Source organism: Listeria innocua (assembly GCF_028596125.1).
In the GTDB taxonomy this organism is placed as follows: domain Bacteria; phylum Bacillota; class Bacilli; order Lactobacillales; family Listeriaceae; genus Listeria; species Listeria innocua.
This window is the reverse complement of record NZ_CP117229.1, coordinates 784,981-801,565: the sequence shown is the minus strand read 5'-3', so window position 1 is coordinate 801,565 and position 16,585 is coordinate 784,981. Positions and strand designations below refer to the sequence as shown.

Genomic DNA, 16,585 nt, shown 5'->3' with positions numbered 1-16,585 from the left:
AAAACGTTTGATTTACTTATATTTTATAAATATAATAGCTATACCAATTAAAAAAGGAGACGGTTATCAGTGGAAAATATCGATATGAAATATTTACATTTATTAGCCAAACAATATCCTACTATAGCTAAAACGGCCACAGAAATTATTAACCTTGAAGCTATTATGAATCTACCAAAAGGAACGGAACATTTTTTGAGTGATGTGCACGGGGAATATAGCGCTTTTGAACAAGTTTTACGGAATGGATCTGGAGTTGTAAAGCGTAAAATCCGCGATATTTTTGGGGATGAGTTGGATGATGCTGAAATCAATTCTCTTAGTACATTGATTTATTATCCAGAAGAGAAAATGGATTTAATTGCTGAAGAAATGGACGATATGCATGATTGGTATCGCACTACCCTTTTCCGTTTAATCGAACTGTGCCAGTATGTTGCTTCAAAATATACTAGATCGAAAGTAAGAAAAGCCATGCCGGAAGATTTTGCTTACATATTAGAAGAATTGTTACATGAAAACTATAACGAAGAAGATAAAAAAATGTACTATGAAGAAATTTTGCAACATATCATTTCGCTGGATCGTGCAGCTGAATTTATCAGTGCATTATCACGTTTAATTCAACAACTCGTGGTTGATCATTTACACATCGTTGGCGACGTTTATGACAGAGGCCCCTATCCAGATAAAATTATGGATACACTGATGAATTATCACTCACTTGATTTCCAGTGGGGTAATCATGATATTTTATGGATGGGAGCGGCTAGTGGCTCAAGAGTTTGTGCTGCTAACGTCATTCGAATTTCTGCGCGTTACTTAAACTTAGATATTTTAGAAGATAGTTATGGTATTTCTCTTCGCCCACTTGCACTTTTTGCTGATGAAATTTATAAAAATGATCCTTGCACCTATTTCCAACCTAAAAATGAAGATAATTTAAACTATAGTAAAGCTGAAATTACCCAAATTGCGCGAATGCATAAAGCGATTTCGATCATTCAGTTTAAACTAGAGGGTGAGATAATCAATCGACGTAAAGAATTTGATATGAATCATCGTCTGCTTCTACAAATGATTGATTATAAAAAAGGAACCATCCATTTAAAAGGGAAAGATTACCAGTTACTTGATACTCATTTTCCAACGATAGATCCTAATGACCCTTATAAGCTAACAAAAGAAGAAAAGGAGCTTATTGAAAAGATTACGGCATCGTTTAAAAATTGTCGTCGATTACAAAAACATGTTCAATTTCTTTATTCAAAAGGTAGTATGTTTTTAACGTATAATGGCAACTTACTTTATCATGGTTGTATTCCTCTTTATGAAGATGGAACTTTTATGGAAATGAAGCTACGCGGAGAAAACTTTTCTGGACGAGAGCTTTTAGAACAGTTTGAAATTCTTACTCGTGAAGCCTACGTGCGTAAACCTGGAACAAAAGAGAAGAAATATGCTTGTGATATTGTTTGGTATTTATGGACAGGAGCGGTATCTTCGTTATTTGGAAAAAGTGAGATGACTACGTTTGAGCGCTACTTCATTGCGGAAAAAGAAACACACAAAGAAGAAAAAAATCCTTATTATAAACTCCGCAACGAAGAAACAATTTGCAAACAAATCTTGGAGGAATTTGGTCTCGATGGTGAATGTGGACATATTATAAACGGCCATACACCCGTTAAAGAAGGTAAAGGCGAAAGTCCAATTAAAGCAAACACCAAAATGCTCGTGATTGATGGCGGTTTTGCTAAGGCCTATCATAAAGAAACGACGCTTGCTGGTTACACATTACTCTATAATAGTTACGGTTTGCAGTTAGTCAGTCATCAACCGTTTACGACGAAAGAAGATGCGATAAAAAATGAGACCGATATTCTTTCAACGCGACAAGTTATTGAGATGGAAATTAATCGAAAGCGTGTACGAGATACAGATATTGGTAAAAATCTTAATGAACAAGCTACCGATTTAAAAATGCTCCTTGAGGCTTACCGCAATGGTTCGCTTCACGAAAACAGTTAAACGATAGATTTAGAATTGTCATAAAACTTTCACAAGTGCTAGACTGACTGGGCTGCAACAAATAAAGCGTTATTAACTATTTATGTTCTATTTTTACTAGTGCACGTTTTAGTAAAAAAAGTTATATTAAAATAGTAGTTATTTCTTTATAACGTTCATAAAAGAATATCTATTCATTCCCACTTAGCTTCTGATTCCCACAGATCAAAAGCAAATAAAGAGAAGACCCAGTGATCACTGGGTCTTCTCTTTATTTTTCTTGTTCTCGCGCTAATCTTCTAGCTTCTCTAGCTGCTTTTCTTGCTGCGCGGTCATCATCTACTGGTTTTTTGGTTGCTTCTTCAGATACTTCTTTTTTCTTCAATATTTTTTCTAAATCAAGACCTGCCATTGTCGCATAGCGTTTGAAGCGTTTCTCAGCATCTAAGCGTGTTTTTTCGGACAATTTAGCTGCTACTTCTGGATTCGCTTTATATAATGCAGAATAGCGTGTTTCGCGTTTTAAGAAGTCTTCAAATTGATCAAAATCCACTTTTTTATAATCCATAACCATCGGATTTTTACCTTTTTCTTCTAGTAAAGGATTATAACGATATAAGCTCCAGTATCCGCATTCGACTGCTTTTTGAGTTTCGCTAAGCATCGTCTTCATCCCGCTAGAAATCCCGTGGTTAATACATGGCGTATAAGCGATAATTAACGATGGACCTGGATAAGCCTCCGCTTCCTCGATAGCTTTCAAGGTTTGGCGTTTACTTGCACCCATCGCAATTTGAGCAACATAAATATTACCGTAACTCATGGCCATGATTCCAAGATCTTTTTTACCGACTGATTTTCCACCAGAAGCAAATTTAGCGATTGCAGCAGTTGGGGTTGCTTTGGATGATTGACCGCCTGTGTTGGAGTATACTTCATTATCCATTACAAAAATATTCACATCTTCACCTGATGCTAAAACATGGTCAATTCCGCCAAATCCGATGTCATAAGCCCAACCATCGCCACCTATCATCCACTGCGACCGTTTAATAAATAATTCTCTGTCACGGTAAATAGATTCAAGCAAGGCATTTCCTTTCATTTCATTTAAAAGGGCGAGTTGCAAAGCTTCTGCTCGGTCACGTGTGTCTTCTGAAACGTCCATTTGATTTTGCCAATCAGAAAGAGCCTCACGTAAGCCTTCTGATATTGTTTCATTCGCAAGTGCTTTTGTGACTTTATTATTTAAAGCTTTTCGCATCGTTTGGTTCGCCAAATACATGCCGTAACCATATTCTGCATTATCTTCTAATAAAGAATTTCCCCACGCCGGGCCGTGTCCTTGATCATTCACAGTATAAGGCGTTGCTGGTGCAGATGCGCCCCAAATCGAGGAACAGCCAGTCGCATTAGCAATCATCATTCGATCGCCAAACATTTGCGTTAATAATTTAACATAAGGGGTTTCACCACAACCTGCGCAAGCTCCTGAGAACTCAAGTAACGGTTGTTCAAATTGACTGCCGGGAACAGTATTTTTCTTACCAGGATTTTTCTTTGGTTTGACATTAATCGCAAATGACCAATTCGGATTTTCTTTTGCGGCAACTTCTTCAAAAGGTTTCATTACGAGCGCTTTATCTTTCGCCGGACATGTTTCCGCACATAAGTTACAGCCAGTACAATCCATTGGTGAAACTTGAATACGATAACGAAGTCCATCTTTTCCGCGCATTTCTCGTGTCATAAAGCCTTCTGGTGCAGATTCCATTTCTTCTTCATTCGTTAAAATTGGACGGATTGCTGCATGCGGACAAACAAAGGCACATTCATTACACATCGTACAGTTTTCAGAAATCCATTCGGGAACTTCAAGTGCGATACCACGCTTTTCGTAAGCTGCTGTCCCTGGAGGATATGCGCCGCTTACCATACCGTTAGAAATTAAATCACCAACAGTCAAGTTGTCCCCTTCTAAACGGTTCACAGGTTCCAGAATATTTTTAACATACGCTGGTTTTTCAGTGGCGGTACTTGCTTCTGCTGTTAAAACTGGATTTGCCCAGCTTTCCGGCACTTCTACTTTATGCAAGTTAGCAACTGTTTGGTCCATCGCGAGAATATTTTTCTCCGCAACTGCCATATCTTTTTTCCCGTAAGTAGCGATAGCCGATGCTTTTAAATCAGCCAGTGCTTTTTCGAACGGTAAAATATCGGTCACTCGGAAAAAGGCCGTTTGCATAACGGTATTAATTCTTCTACCAAGTCCAGCTTCACCCGCAATTCTCATCGCATTTAATGTATAAAATTGAATATTATTTTTCGCAATATATTCGCGCATCGCAGCTGGTAAATGGCGTTCTAGCTGCTCGCCTTCCCAAATCGTATTGAGTAAGAAAGTTCCGCCTGGTTTTAAGCCTTTTAATAAATCATAGGAGCGTAAATAGGCCGAGGTGGAGCATGAAACAAAATCAGCTTGTTGGATTAAATAGGCAGAACGAATGCGGTTTTCACCAAAACGCAAATGCGAAACGGTTAGCCCGCCCGATTTTTTCGAATCATAGGAGAAATAGCCTTGCGCATATAAATCGGTATTATCCCCAATGATTTTAATTGCGGCTTTATTCGCGCCAACTGTGCCGTCCGAGCCGAAACCCCAGAATTTACATTGGAATGTTTTTGCTGAAGTCAGATCACTTGGTCCAGTATTTTCAATGGAAAGGTTCGTAATGTCGTCTGTAATTCCAATCGTAAAGCGCGGTTTTGGTTTTTCGGTCGTTAGGTGCGAATAAACACCAAGAATCTGGTCTGGTGTAACATCTTTTGAACCTAAGCCATATCTACCGCCAATAACGAGCGGACGCGTTTCACTATCATAAAGCACACTTTGTACATCAAGTAAAAGTGGTTCCCCGCCTGATCCTGGTTCTTTTGTCCGGTCTAAAACAGCCACACGTTCCACTGTTTTCGGTAGTTTTGCTAAGAAAGTTTCTGCTGGGAAAGGACGGTATAAACGAATATTTAATAGCCCTACTTTTTTGCCTTGGGTAGTTAAATAATCAATCACTTGTTCGATGACAGGTGTTACAGAGCCCATCGCCACAATAACGTCTGTTGCATCTTCCGCTCCGTAGTAATTTACTAAGTCATAGTCTGTGCCACGAAGCTGATTAATTTCTTGCATGTAGTTTTGAACGATACTAGGGATTTCCTCGTAATAACGATTCACCGTTTCTCTTTGTTGGAAAAAGATGTCTGGATTTTGGTTGGAACCTAGTGTTTTAGGATTATTTGGCGTCATTGCGCGATTTCTGAATTGTTGTAAGGCCTCTTTATCAAGTAAATTTTCTAATTCGTCATATTCGAGCACTTCGACTTTTTGTAATTCATGGCTCGTCCGGAAGCCGTCAAAGAAATTTAAAAATGGTAAACTCCCTTTTAACGAGGCTAGATGGGCAACGGCAGATAAGTCCATTACTTCTTGCACGGAACCTTCTGCAAGCATCGCAAATCCAGTTTGGCGCGCTGCCATCACATCACTATGATCGCCAAAAATATTAAGTGAGGCTGCAGAAATTGTTCTTGCAGAAACATGGAAAACAGTTGGTAATAGTTCGCCGGCAATTTTGTACATATTCGGAATCATTAAAAGTAAACCTTGACTCGCTGTATATGTGCTCGTTAAGGCTCCTGCTTGAAGTGAGCCGTGAACTGTTCCTGCTGCTCCTGCTTCTGATTGCATTTCTACTACTTTTACGGGTTCATTGAATAAATTTTTCTTGTTTTTTGAAGACCATTCATCCACAAGTTCAGCCATGGTGGAGGAAGGGGTAATCGGATAGATTGCTGCAACTTCTGTAAATGCGTAAGAAATATAAGCTGCGGCGGTATTTCCATCCATCGTTTTTCTATTTCGCATAAGACTCAACACTTCCAGTCATTCTAGTTTTATAATCATTCTTATTCTACACCACTATTCGCTTATACTCAATGCTTCACAAGGACTAGAAAAAGTGTAGATTTTTAACAAAAAAAAGAAACTAGCTAAAACGATAGCTAATTTCTTTTTGATTATTATTCGTTTAATTCTAAAACAGACTCTGCAATGTTATTTGCATGGTCACCAATTCGTTCTAAATCACTTACAATATCGATATATAAAATTCCACTAACGACTTGGCATTTGCCTTCATTTAAGCGACGGATGTGACTTTTACGTAATCTGCGTTCTGCTTTATCAATATCTTTTTCAACCAAAATAGTTTCTTCAGCAAGCGCTCGATCTTTTTTGTGCATTGCTTTCACTGCTCGTTCGAAATTAGATGTTGTCAGTTCAAACATTTCGATTAGCTGTGTGGAAGCTTCTTCGGACATTTTTGCTTTGTTTTTAATCAGTTGGTCGATATTTTCTACGATGTTCTCCATGTGATCGCCCACCCGTTCAATATCACGAACGGTATCAAGCATCAGCGCATGTTCTTCTGTTTCATTGTTTGTTAAAGCAACCGAAGAAATTTTAGTTAAGTATTCGGTGATTTTTCGGTCTAAATTATTTACTGCTTCTTCAACCTGAACAGTTGACTCGGCATGTTTTGGCTCCTGATTAACGAGATATTCTTTTGCTTCTTGTAAGCCTAATTTGGCATAATCTGCCATGCGCAGTGTTTCCTCGCGTGCCATTTCAAGTGCAATCCCTGGTGACTGATCGATTAAGTTTGTATCTAGATGTTTCACTTTATAATCAATGCGCGAATCGTCTCCTGGTATGAGTTTTGTTACTAGCCAAGCAAAGGCCCCAATAAACCAGAATTGAATAAATGTATTTGTCACATTAAACGTTCCGTGAGCAACCGCAATGGTCATTTCTGGATTTAGTCCAAATAAACCTTGCATATAAGCTACGAGCGATGTGAAAAGTGGCAAAATCAACATGAATATAATTGCGCCGAGTAAGTTGAAAATAACATGAGTCGCTGCTGCACGTTTAGCAGCAACACTAGCTCCAATGGCAGCAAGAACCGCTGTGATCGTTGTACCAATATTATCTCCAAATAAAACTGGTAATGCGGCTTGAAGGTCAATTGCACCTTGCCCATATAGCTCTTGTAATATCCCGATAGTAGCACTTGAAGACTGCACTACCGCGGTAAAGATCGTTCCGATTAACAAACCTAAGAATGGATTCGTACTCATTTGCGCAGTTAACTCATGAAAAGCTTCCATGCTAGCAAGAGGCTTCATCCCTTGTCCCATCAAATCCAGTCCATAAAATAACGCACCAAATCCAAAGAATACTTGTCCAATATTTTTTACTTTATGATTTTTAAAGAAGAATAAAAGTACTGCTCCTACAGCAATTATTGGTAAAGAATACTCGGATAACTTAATACCAATAATAAAGGCGGTCACGGTTGTTCCAATGTTCGCCCCCATGATAACACCAATTGCTTGTTTTAAGGTCATAAACCCGGCACTTACTAACCCGACCGTCAAAACAGTTGTACCTGAGCTACTTTGAATTAATACAGTAACTAAAATTCCGGCAAGTACACCCATAAAAGGATTCGTCGTGTACTTATCTAAAATGTCACGGAGTCTATCTCCAGCTGCCATTTGCAGCCCGTCTCCCATGTATTTAATGCCGAAAAGAAAAATTCCAAGTCCTCCAATAAATTGAAAAATCATCTGCTGAATATTTATGTCTCCCATGAAAATCTCCTTTTTGTTTGTAATCTTGTAATTTCACTCTTTTTTCATCATAAAAGAAAGTAAAAGCGAGGTAAATAGATTTTTTTCATTTTGTAAAGGAAGTTCTATTAAAAACAATGTGAAACGTTGAAAATAAAGGCTTTAACGCGTTCCGAATGTATTGTTAAGTTTTTGTAAAGGTCGTTTACATAGACTTTTATTTTTCAGATCGTAAAGTAGCGATATATGCTTTCGCTGCCATAACATTCATTTGTTTGCTTTCTTGTAAAAACTTGGCTACTTTTTCGATTTCATTTGCTTCTGCTCCCGCTGTCATTGCCAGTGATTTTGCTTGTAACGACATATGTCCACGCTGGATGCCTTCCGTAACGAGTGCCTTTAAAGCGGCTAAATTTTGCGTTAAGCCAACTGCGCATACTAACATAGCTAGTTCTTTCGCCGATTCTACTCGTGCAATTTTTTTCGAAAGGCTGGCGATCGGATGAATCCCGATAGAACCTCCTACAAAGGCGACTGGCATTGGTAAAGTTAATTCGCCAACCAAATATCCGTCTTGATCTTTGGACCACTTAGACATGGGCTTATAGCTTCCTGTACGGGCAGCATAGGCATGACTTGCGGCTTCTATTGCACGCCAATCATTTCCAAAAGCCATAATAACTGCATCGATACCATTCATAATTCCTTTGTTGTGCGTGGCTGCTCGGTAAATATCAGCATCTGCAAATTCATAAGCGGCAATAATTCGATCACGTACCCACTCGCCACTTTGTGTTTTTGTCGCTAAACTTAGAGGGGAAAGTCGACAAGTCACCGTTGCGGTTGCTTCATCTACTAAATTGGATAAAATTCGCATATTTGCCGTTCCACCCGTTAAAAGTTCTAATTCGGGCGCTAACGTTTCTACCATTGTATTTACCATATTGGCCCCCATTGCTTCTTGGGTATCAACAAGTAAATGAACGATAAATAAAGTTTCTTCGCTCGCCGTTTTAGCTGTACGTACTTGTAGATCAACAGCCCCGCCGCCTCTTTTTTGTAAAGAAGGATGGGCGTCATTAGCAATAGCAATGAGTTTTTCTCGGTTAGCAAGCACTTCTTCTTCCGCAGATTGGACATCTGGCACGTTAATTAATTCAATTTGACCGATCATTTTCCGGTCAGTCGCAGTGCCTTTCATACCACCGTTTTGCGCGATTAATTTTGCTCCTGAGCTTTGAGCAGCAACGACAGAAGGCTCCTCCATTGCCATTGGAACAATATAATTTTTTTCATTTAATAGCATATTCATTCCTAGCCCGAGTGGAAGCGAGTATATGCCAACCGTATTTTCAATCATGTGGTTCGCTTTATCGAGAGAAAGAGCCCCTGTGGAAGCTAAAAAGGCTTGTTCTTCTTCATTTAAATCAGCATATTCGGCTAAAACCGCACGACGTTCTTCTAATGTTTTTTTATAAAATTTATCAAAAGCTTTCATTGCTTTAATCACCTCAAATTAAATTTTCTGCACTTACTTGACTATAGCATATTCCGAAACTGGATGTAACGGTTCCAGTAATCCCCAGTTAGTTCCGCTTTTTTCTTAGGTTTTTCCCATTTATCCACGACTTGGCCGGCTGAAATAATCGCTGGTCTAAAAATCCCATTCTTCGTTATAATTGCTTCATGCCACTCTTCAGGTAAAACGATGGAGCGGTCAATGTATCCGATAATCCACTCATCAAAACCTGCTAGCGGAACCGTGTGTACTGGACTACTTTTTTCAATTGTACTGGATAAATAAAAGTCGCCTTCTTTAGTGAAATCTTCTAGAGCTATTTTTGCATCGGTAACGGTCAATCCAGACCAAAAGCAAAAGTCTTTTAAAGTAGCTGGCGCGTGGCTTTGTATGTAGCGCTTTGCCAATTCTTTCAACGCTTCTTCTCGGGTATAAGTGTACTCAGGAGCTGGAATATGAATTGTGTTTCGAAAGGTTTCATCCGCGCCAGAGCAAATAATTTTCCGCGAGCTTAAGTAGACCAATAACTGCGCAAACGGGATGCCGCTGCTAGGTAAATCATGTTTCGCTAAGTTCAGAGCTAAGTCTTTTCGCGTTATCGCATGCTCTGCTACAAGTGTTTTTACAACCTCCGTAGATTTACTTAGAATGTCTTCTGTTAAACCTAATTTAGTTCGATATGGCTTACAAATTTTATCTATCCTCGGGGCAATTAAATCCATCAACCAGTGATAATCACGTGCCGAAAAAAGATGAATTGTTCCTCGCAAAAGCCACGTTCGGATAATTTCACCTTCATCAATCGCTTGTTTTACAGTTTGCTCATTTGGAGTAATTAATCTACTTCCAACTGCCCAAAGTGATTGACCATAATTTTGAGACTGCATCGCACCAAAATGAAACACTACTTCTTCAGGGGACGAAAGCCATGTAGTCTCAGCTAATCTTTGGTTTATGAACCGCTTTTGAATAATCGTTTTTCGCTCCATAGTAACCTCTTTTTTTAGTTTATTGTAGCATAAAAACATAGCAAAAATCCCTCCCGCTATGAAAAGTCGGAAGGGATTTTATTTTAATTAGCAGTTTCTTCGTTTTTCTTTTAGAAATTGAAATTATCTGGGTCTGGGCCAGTTCTTTCATCTTTATTTAATCCGCTGATTTTTGCAACTTCTTCATCACTTAATTCGAAGTCGAAAATATCGGCATTTTGGATAATACGTTCTTGGTGAACTGATTTTGGAATAGTAACTACGCCAATTTGTAAGTCCCAGCGAAGAATAACTTGTGCAACTGATTTACCATGTGCATCAGCAATTGCTTTAATTTCTGGGTTAGCAAGAAGTTTACCGTTACCAAGTGGAGACCAAGCTTCTACTACAATGTTGTTTTCAGCACAGAATTTACGTAATGGTTCTTGTGTTAATTGCGGATGTAATTCAATTTGGTTAACCATTGGAGCGATTTCCGCATCTTCCATTAATTCTTTTAGGTGATGTTCGTGGAAGTTACATACGCCAATTGCTCGAACGCGTTTATCTTTATATAATTTTTCAAAAGCGCGCCAAGTATCTTTGAATTTTCCTTCGACTGGCCAGTGAATTAAATAAAGGTCTACATAATCAAGTTCTAGTTTACGTAAGCTTTCATCAAAAGCAGCTAGAGTAGATTCATAGCCTTGCTCTGCATTCCAAAGTTTGGTTGTTACGAATAAGTCTTCTCTTTTAACGCCAGACTCTTTAATCGCTTGACCAACACCTTCTTCATTTTTGTAAGCAGCAGCTGTATCAATGCTAATGTAACCAGCTTCGATTGCCCATTTAACAGAATTTACTGCTTCGTCGCCGTCTTGTACTTTCCATACGCCAAATCCTAAACGGGGCATTTCTACACCATTTGCAAGTTTTACTGTATCTTTTAAGTTCAATTTATCCGCCTCCTAAAAGTATTAACACGTTTACTATACACCTTAGAGTATACTCAAAGGCAAACATTTGGCTTTTCGATTTTCAAGGTGCTATTATTAAGAAAAAAAGAGGTGATTTTAGTGCAACAAACAATTAAAGAAGCTTCCGAGCACACGGGTTTAAGCGCCCATACGATTCGCTACTATGAACGAGAAGGGTTAATTCCATTTCTAGCACGTGATAAAAATAATAACCGGATTTTCGATAATGATGCCCTGCACTGGCTTGAATTACTTACTTGTTTACGTGTCACTGGAATGCCACTTGCGAAACAGAAAGAAATTGTTGAATTAACTAAATGTGGCGACGAAACAGTATCAGAACGAATCGCTGTACTTAAAGAACATCAACAAGATATGTATCGCCGGCAAGCTGAACTGGACCGCGCATTTAAAAAAATCGAGAAAAAACTAGCTTGCTATGAAGAATTAGAAAAAGACGTAAAGAAAAGTGTGAATCAGCTTAGCTAACTGATTCACACTTTTTTTATTGTAATCTTTTCTTTTTGCGATGTTTTCTAATAAGGTAAATCAATAAACCAATAATCGCTACGAGTAGAATTCCACCAACAATCGCTATATTTTTCACGTTTGGCACAGTGACTTCAAAATACATTTCGGATTTTTGATCAAGTGGAACGTCCCAAGTGAGCTTTCCACCATCGACGCTCTTAGCATTATTATCACCAATTGACGACACTGGTAAATCTAAAATAAAAGTATAGTCGATTTGACTTAATATTTCTTTAGGAAACGGGACATCTGCTACTTCTTTTTTCCAGATTTTCTCGATGTCAATATTTGCATCCACTTTGATTTTTTGTGTGAAGAAACTTTTCGTATTAGTAATTTTCACGCCAAAATCTTCTGGCTTCATATCGCTTTTTGTCGTTTCAGTCTTCGCTAATTTTTTTTCGATATGGTAACTTGTATTTGATTTCTTATCAACAGTAAAGCCAGCTTCTTTTAGTTTAGCTTCCATTTGATCTGAATAACTTGATGCGAAAATTCCTGCTACTGATGAAATATCGATGTCAAAGGAAATCATTGCCTCACCTTTTTTGTCGACTTTCACCGTATTCGTTACATTGGCGCATCCTGCGAGAACTAAAACTAAACTAAGTAGCAGCGTGAAAATAATTTTTTTCATTGGTTTGCCTCATTTCTTATTTTTGCATATGTTCATAGTCGTGGCCGCTCAGTTTAATTTCCCCAGTTACATGAAAACCTAAGCGTTCATACAACCGTTTCGCATGTGGATTTCCTTTATCACAATTTAAACCGACTACTTTTTCGCCATCGTTTGCAGCAATTTCTGTTAATTTAGCAAGTAAAGCTGTTCCAACGCCGTGACCGCGGTATTTTTCATTTGTTACGATTGAATCTAAATACCATTCACCTGGAAATGTTTCTTTATCCACAAAAATCGGCGCATCGTAAGTAATTCCGTGTTTTTTCGCAATCTCGTTCCACGCATGGTCGATTTCCGGTTCAATTTTCCCAGGATAGCCTGCTAAAACTCCGGCAATATCTCCATCTTTTTCAAACACATGAAGATGTCGATAACTATAACGATAATCCTCGGTTTGAATCGCTTCAATTAATGCATTTGTAATTGCTTCTTCCGTTTCTACTTCTAAAATTGGTAACTCCATATCTTTCCATATTACGAGTAAAAGTGGCGCAATTTTTGGCGCGTCTGATTTTTTAGCTTGTCGAATCAATTTTTACATCCTCTTTTCTAATATCATTGTATCATTTTACTATTCTACCAATCTCACTTGCAAAAATAAAATGCTATTTAGGATCAATTTCCTCCAAATAGCATTTTATTCTTATTGCTGTGCTACTTTTTGTAAGAAATCGAGTGCTTTACTAGTTAAATCTGTATCTTCCATAATTTTTGGTTCTTCGTGCGTTAACCACTTAGTTAATTTTTTCGCCTCTTCATCCGTTAATTTTTCTAGCTTTTTCAAACTATGTGCAATTGGTAAAACGGAGCGAATATAAGCTTTTAATGCTACCAATCCTAGGTTTTCTGTTAAAATCCCTTGGCGTAGCAATAGTCTAGCTTTGACCTCAAGTTCCGCGTCCAAACTCACATCATAGCCCAAATGTTGTTGTTCCGTATCATGATTATCTAAAAAATGAACTTCGATGGCAATTTGCTCGACTTCATAAATTCTAAGACGAATGCGCATATCTGACTCAAAAACTAATTTCACCCGAAACTGAGCTCCGAGTTCTGTGTTCATCTCGGCTACCTCACCTAACAACCATGCATGGAAAGATAATAGTTTTTGGCGTACTTTATTATTTTTAATATGTTCTAATACATATGGGAGCACGATTTTATTAGCTTCATCTGTCCAATATGTCGGTAAATCCCGCCAATATTTTTCAGTATCCGCGCTCGTTCCATTGACCAAAAGAAGTGGATACGGATAGGCACTCATATCACAAAATTGATTTTTTTGAAGTTCGTATAAAAATGGAATCGTTTTTTTCACTGTTTTACTTTCGATTCCTAATTTTTCTACAAGTGGTGCAATAACGATAGCAATTTCCTCAATAACTTCTTCGGCACGTAACTGCGCTTCTTCGTTTCCTTCATAACGTGCCCCGATGTCTTTTCCAAAGTTACGTTCAAGAGATGCTGCTACTAATTTTTGAGTTTCATTCATTTAGTTGTCCTCCTTTAAGCTTTTGCTCTTTTACGCTGAATTAGCTTTTGGATTTCAACGAATAGAAGTGCGAACATCGACAGGATAAATGCAAGAATCCAGTGCGTTAAGCTCATCTCAACTAAGAAGAACATGTTAGCAAGTGGTGGAATAATCGCAAGCCCTAATATAATCAGCATCGAACAAATCGCACTAAAGAACAAGCCACGGTTTGATAAAAATCCGATAGTGAAAATCGATTTATCGCTTCTTACGTTGAAAATGTGCGCGACAGATGACCATGCTAGAATAACGAACGCCATTGTCATTCCAACTTCATAGCTTGCACCAATCGAATTATTAATCGTTACAAACTGCCCGATATAAAACCCAGCAAGTGTCACAATCGTAAAGACAACCGCTTGTGTCGCCATTTTTTTCCCAAGTCCATTCGCAAAAATTCCAGCGTTTTTCGGTATTGGCTTACGCTCCATAATCGAGTCATCTGCTTTTTCACGACTAAGGAAGAATCCTGGAATCCCATCAGACACAACGTTGATTAGTAGCAACTGAACAGCTACAACCGGCGCGCCCCAGCCAAGAATAATCGCAATTAACATAATGAAAATTTGAGAAAAGTTTGTACTTAGTAAAAAGTAAATCGTTTTGCGGATATTCTCATAGGCAGTACGCCCCTCTTTGACTGCATCTACAATCGTTGCAAAATTATCGTCGGTTATAACCATATCTGCAGCGTTTTTAGATACATCTGTTCCAGTGATTCCCATTGCTGCTCCAACATCTGCTGCTTTGAGGGCTGGCGCATCATTGACGCCATCACCTGTCATTGTTACAATCTCACCATTTTTCTGCCAAGCTTTGACAATCCGAATCTTGTCTTCAGGGCTAACCCGAGCGTATACTGCATAATCTCGAATATTTTTCTCCAGATCTGCTTCTGACATTTCTGCCAGTTCTGCTCCAGTAATCGCTTTGTCCCCATCCGTTAAAATACCAATTTCTTTTGCAATTGCTGATGCCGTTACAATATGGTCACCAGTAATCATTACAGTCTTAATACCCGCTTTTTTCGCCGCTAACACAGCTGCTTTACTTTCTGGTCTTGGTGGATCAATCATCCCAACCATTCCCGCAAAAGTTAAGTCGGTCTCAAGCGCCTCACTAGACAAGTCAGTCGGCATTTCCGGATATTTTTTATAGGCAACAACTAACACCCGAAGCGCATCCTCCGCAAAACTGTCGTGTACCCGCTCTGCTTCCGCTAAAAACGCCTCGGAAAAGTTTACGGGAATGCGGTCAAAAGCACCTTTTGTAATGGACAGAAATCCGTCTTCTACTTGGTGAATTGTCGTCATTAGCTTTCTATCTGAGTCAAAAGGAAGTTCGAACACGCGTGGATATTTGGCTTCTAATGCTTTTTTCGTTGTTCCTTTTTCTTCTAGTAAACGGATAATCGCGCTTTCAGTTGGGTCACCAATAATGGTTTCTTCGCCGTCTGTTACATCAATCGTCGCGTTACTGGAAAGGCTCAACATTTCTAATACTTTTTGTTCTGCAGTATCAAATTCAGCTGTTGCTTTTATCGGTGCGTGGTCTGCTGCCCAAATTTGTTGGATAATCATTTTATTTTGCGTTAATGTTCCTGTTTTATCAGAACAAATAACTGAAGTATTTCCGATTGTTTCTACTGCAGGAATTCGGCGGATGATCGTATTTTTCCGCACCATATTTTGAACGCCATAAGCAAGTGTTAATGTCACAATAACCGGCAACGTCTCAGGAACCGCTGCTACAGCTAGAGAAATCGCGATCATCAACGTTTCAATAATCGTTTCACCGTACACATATACATCAATTATAAAAATTAAAATACCTGCTAAAAGTGCTACAATACTAAGTCGTTTAGCTAATTCTTTTAAGCGAAGTTGTAAAGGCGTCATCAGTTTTGAGGTGCTGTTTAAAAGTCCAGCAATTTTCCCCATCTCTGTTTCCATACCAATTTCCACAACAACTGCTGTTGCACGACCATTTGTTACAAGACAGCCTGAGTAAAGCATATTCAGACGGTCGCCAATTGGTGCTTTTTCCGAAACAACCGCATTTGCATCCTTTTCAACAGGAACACTTTCGCCAGTTAACGCAGATTCCTCGACTTGTAAACTGCTGCTTGAAATAATTCGCGCATCTGCTGGAATCATATCTCCTGCAACGATTTCAATAATATCCCCTGGCACTAATTCCGTTGCGTCCACTTGCATCCGCACACCATCACGAACGACCGTCGTTAAATGCGCATTCATACTTTGTAATGCAGCAAGTGCTTTTTCGGCGCTGTTTTCCTGGTAAATTCCGAGCACCATATTTAAAACAACGATTCCTAAAATAACAACAACCTTCGCCCAACCATATCCGGTTGTAATTGCTAAATATGCAGAAATCGCTGCTGCAAAAAGCAAGACAATCGTCGTAATTTCAATCAAATGATGACCAATTTTTTGAAGAAGTGATTCTTTCTTCCCCTCTTCAAATTCATTCGTCCCGAACTCTGCATGTTTTTGTTTCACTTGTTCTTTCGTTAACCCTGTGTCTAAATTCGTGTGTAGTTTGCTGAGAAGTTGCTCAATTGACTCTTTTACCCAAAGCATACATCTACCTCCTACGCACCTACTCCCAAAAGCAAGTACTTACTTTATTTTATTGCAAAAAAATATTAATTTA

At 38.7% G+C, this 16,585-nt stretch carries 11 protein-coding genes; 2 read left to right on the top strand and 9 right to left on the bottom strand.

Annotation, left to right across the window (positions count from 1 at the left end):
- The first annotated feature begins 69 nt into the window (after positions 1–69).
- Positions 70–2,031, top strand: coding sequence for a fructose-1,6-bisphosphatase (locus tag PQQ29_RS04450; RefSeq protein WP_010990630.1), 1,962 nt, complete (start codon positions 70–72; stop codon positions 2,029–2,031).
- A gap of 250 nt (positions 2,032–2,281) precedes the next feature.
- On the opposite strand, the gene nifJ is transcribed toward PQQ29_RS04450, so the two are convergent.
- The 5 genes from nifJ to PQQ29_RS04425 all read right to left on the bottom strand — a co-directional run bounded on the left by nifJ (position 2,282) and on the right by PQQ29_RS04425 (position 11,144).
- Positions 2,282–5,932: a pyruvate:ferredoxin (flavodoxin) oxidoreductase gene (nifJ, locus tag PQQ29_RS04445; RefSeq protein WP_010990629.1), complete on the bottom strand. Its 3,651-nt coding sequence runs from the start codon at positions 5,930–5,932 to the stop codon at positions 2,282–2,284.
- Between the two features lie 155 nt (positions 5,933–6,087).
- Positions 6,088–7,722: a Na/Pi cotransporter family protein gene (locus PQQ29_RS04440; RefSeq protein WP_003761183.1), complete on the bottom strand. Its 1,635-nt coding sequence runs from the start codon at positions 7,720–7,722 to the stop codon at positions 6,088–6,090.
- A gap of 196 nt (positions 7,723–7,918) precedes the next feature.
- Positions 7,919–9,199, bottom strand: coding sequence for a hydroxymethylglutaryl-CoA reductase, degradative (locus PQQ29_RS04435; protein ID WP_187984050.1), 1,281 nt, complete (start codon positions 9,197–9,199; stop codon positions 7,919–7,921).
- A 41-nt stretch (positions 9,200–9,240) separates the two neighbouring features.
- Positions 9,241–10,209 carry a winged helix DNA-binding domain-containing protein gene (locus tag PQQ29_RS04430; RefSeq protein ID WP_187984049.1) on the bottom strand — a complete coding sequence of 323 codons (969 nt, stop codon included), beginning with the start codon at positions 10,207–10,209 and terminating at the stop codon, positions 9,241–9,243.
- A gap of 110 nt (positions 10,210–10,319) precedes the next feature.
- A complete protein-coding gene (locus PQQ29_RS04425) occupies positions 10,320–11,144 on the bottom strand; it encodes an aldo/keto reductase (RefSeq protein WP_003771025.1) in 825 nt (274 codons plus the stop codon).
- 120 nt (positions 11,145–11,264) lie between these two features.
- Between PQQ29_RS04425 and PQQ29_RS04420 the strand changes: the two genes are divergently transcribed.
- Complete coding sequence (locus PQQ29_RS04420) at positions 11,265–11,654, top strand: MerR family transcriptional regulator (RefSeq protein WP_003761175.1); 390 nt, start codon at positions 11,265–11,267, stop codon at positions 11,652–11,654.
- A 16-nt stretch (positions 11,655–11,670) separates the two neighbouring features.
- Here PQQ29_RS04420 and PQQ29_RS04415 read toward each other — a convergent pair whose 3' ends face one another.
- The 4 genes from PQQ29_RS04415 to PQQ29_RS04400 form a co-directional block, all read right to left on the bottom strand.
- Positions 11,671–12,333: an EGFR-like transmembrane domain-containing protein gene (locus tag PQQ29_RS04415; protein ID WP_033533246.1), complete on the bottom strand. Its 663-nt coding sequence runs from the start codon at positions 12,331–12,333 to the stop codon at positions 11,671–11,673.
- A gap of 16 nt (positions 12,334–12,349) precedes the next feature.
- Positions 12,350–12,907 (bottom strand): GNAT family N-acetyltransferase, encoded by a 558-nt coding sequence (locus PQQ29_RS04410; RefSeq protein ID WP_003766021.1) that lies wholly within the window; start codon positions 12,905–12,907, stop codon positions 12,350–12,352.
- Between the two features lie 111 nt (positions 12,908–13,018).
- Entirely contained in the window at positions 13,019–13,867 is an 849-nt protein-coding gene (locus PQQ29_RS04405) for a hypothetical protein (RefSeq protein ID WP_003761169.1), read from the bottom strand.
- Between the two features lie 14 nt (positions 13,868–13,881).
- A complete protein-coding gene (locus tag PQQ29_RS04400; RefSeq protein WP_187984048.1) occupies positions 13,882–16,512 on the bottom strand; it encodes a cation-translocating P-type ATPase in 2,631 nt (876 codons plus the stop codon).
- Between the last annotated feature and the right edge of the window lie 73 nt (positions 16,513–16,585).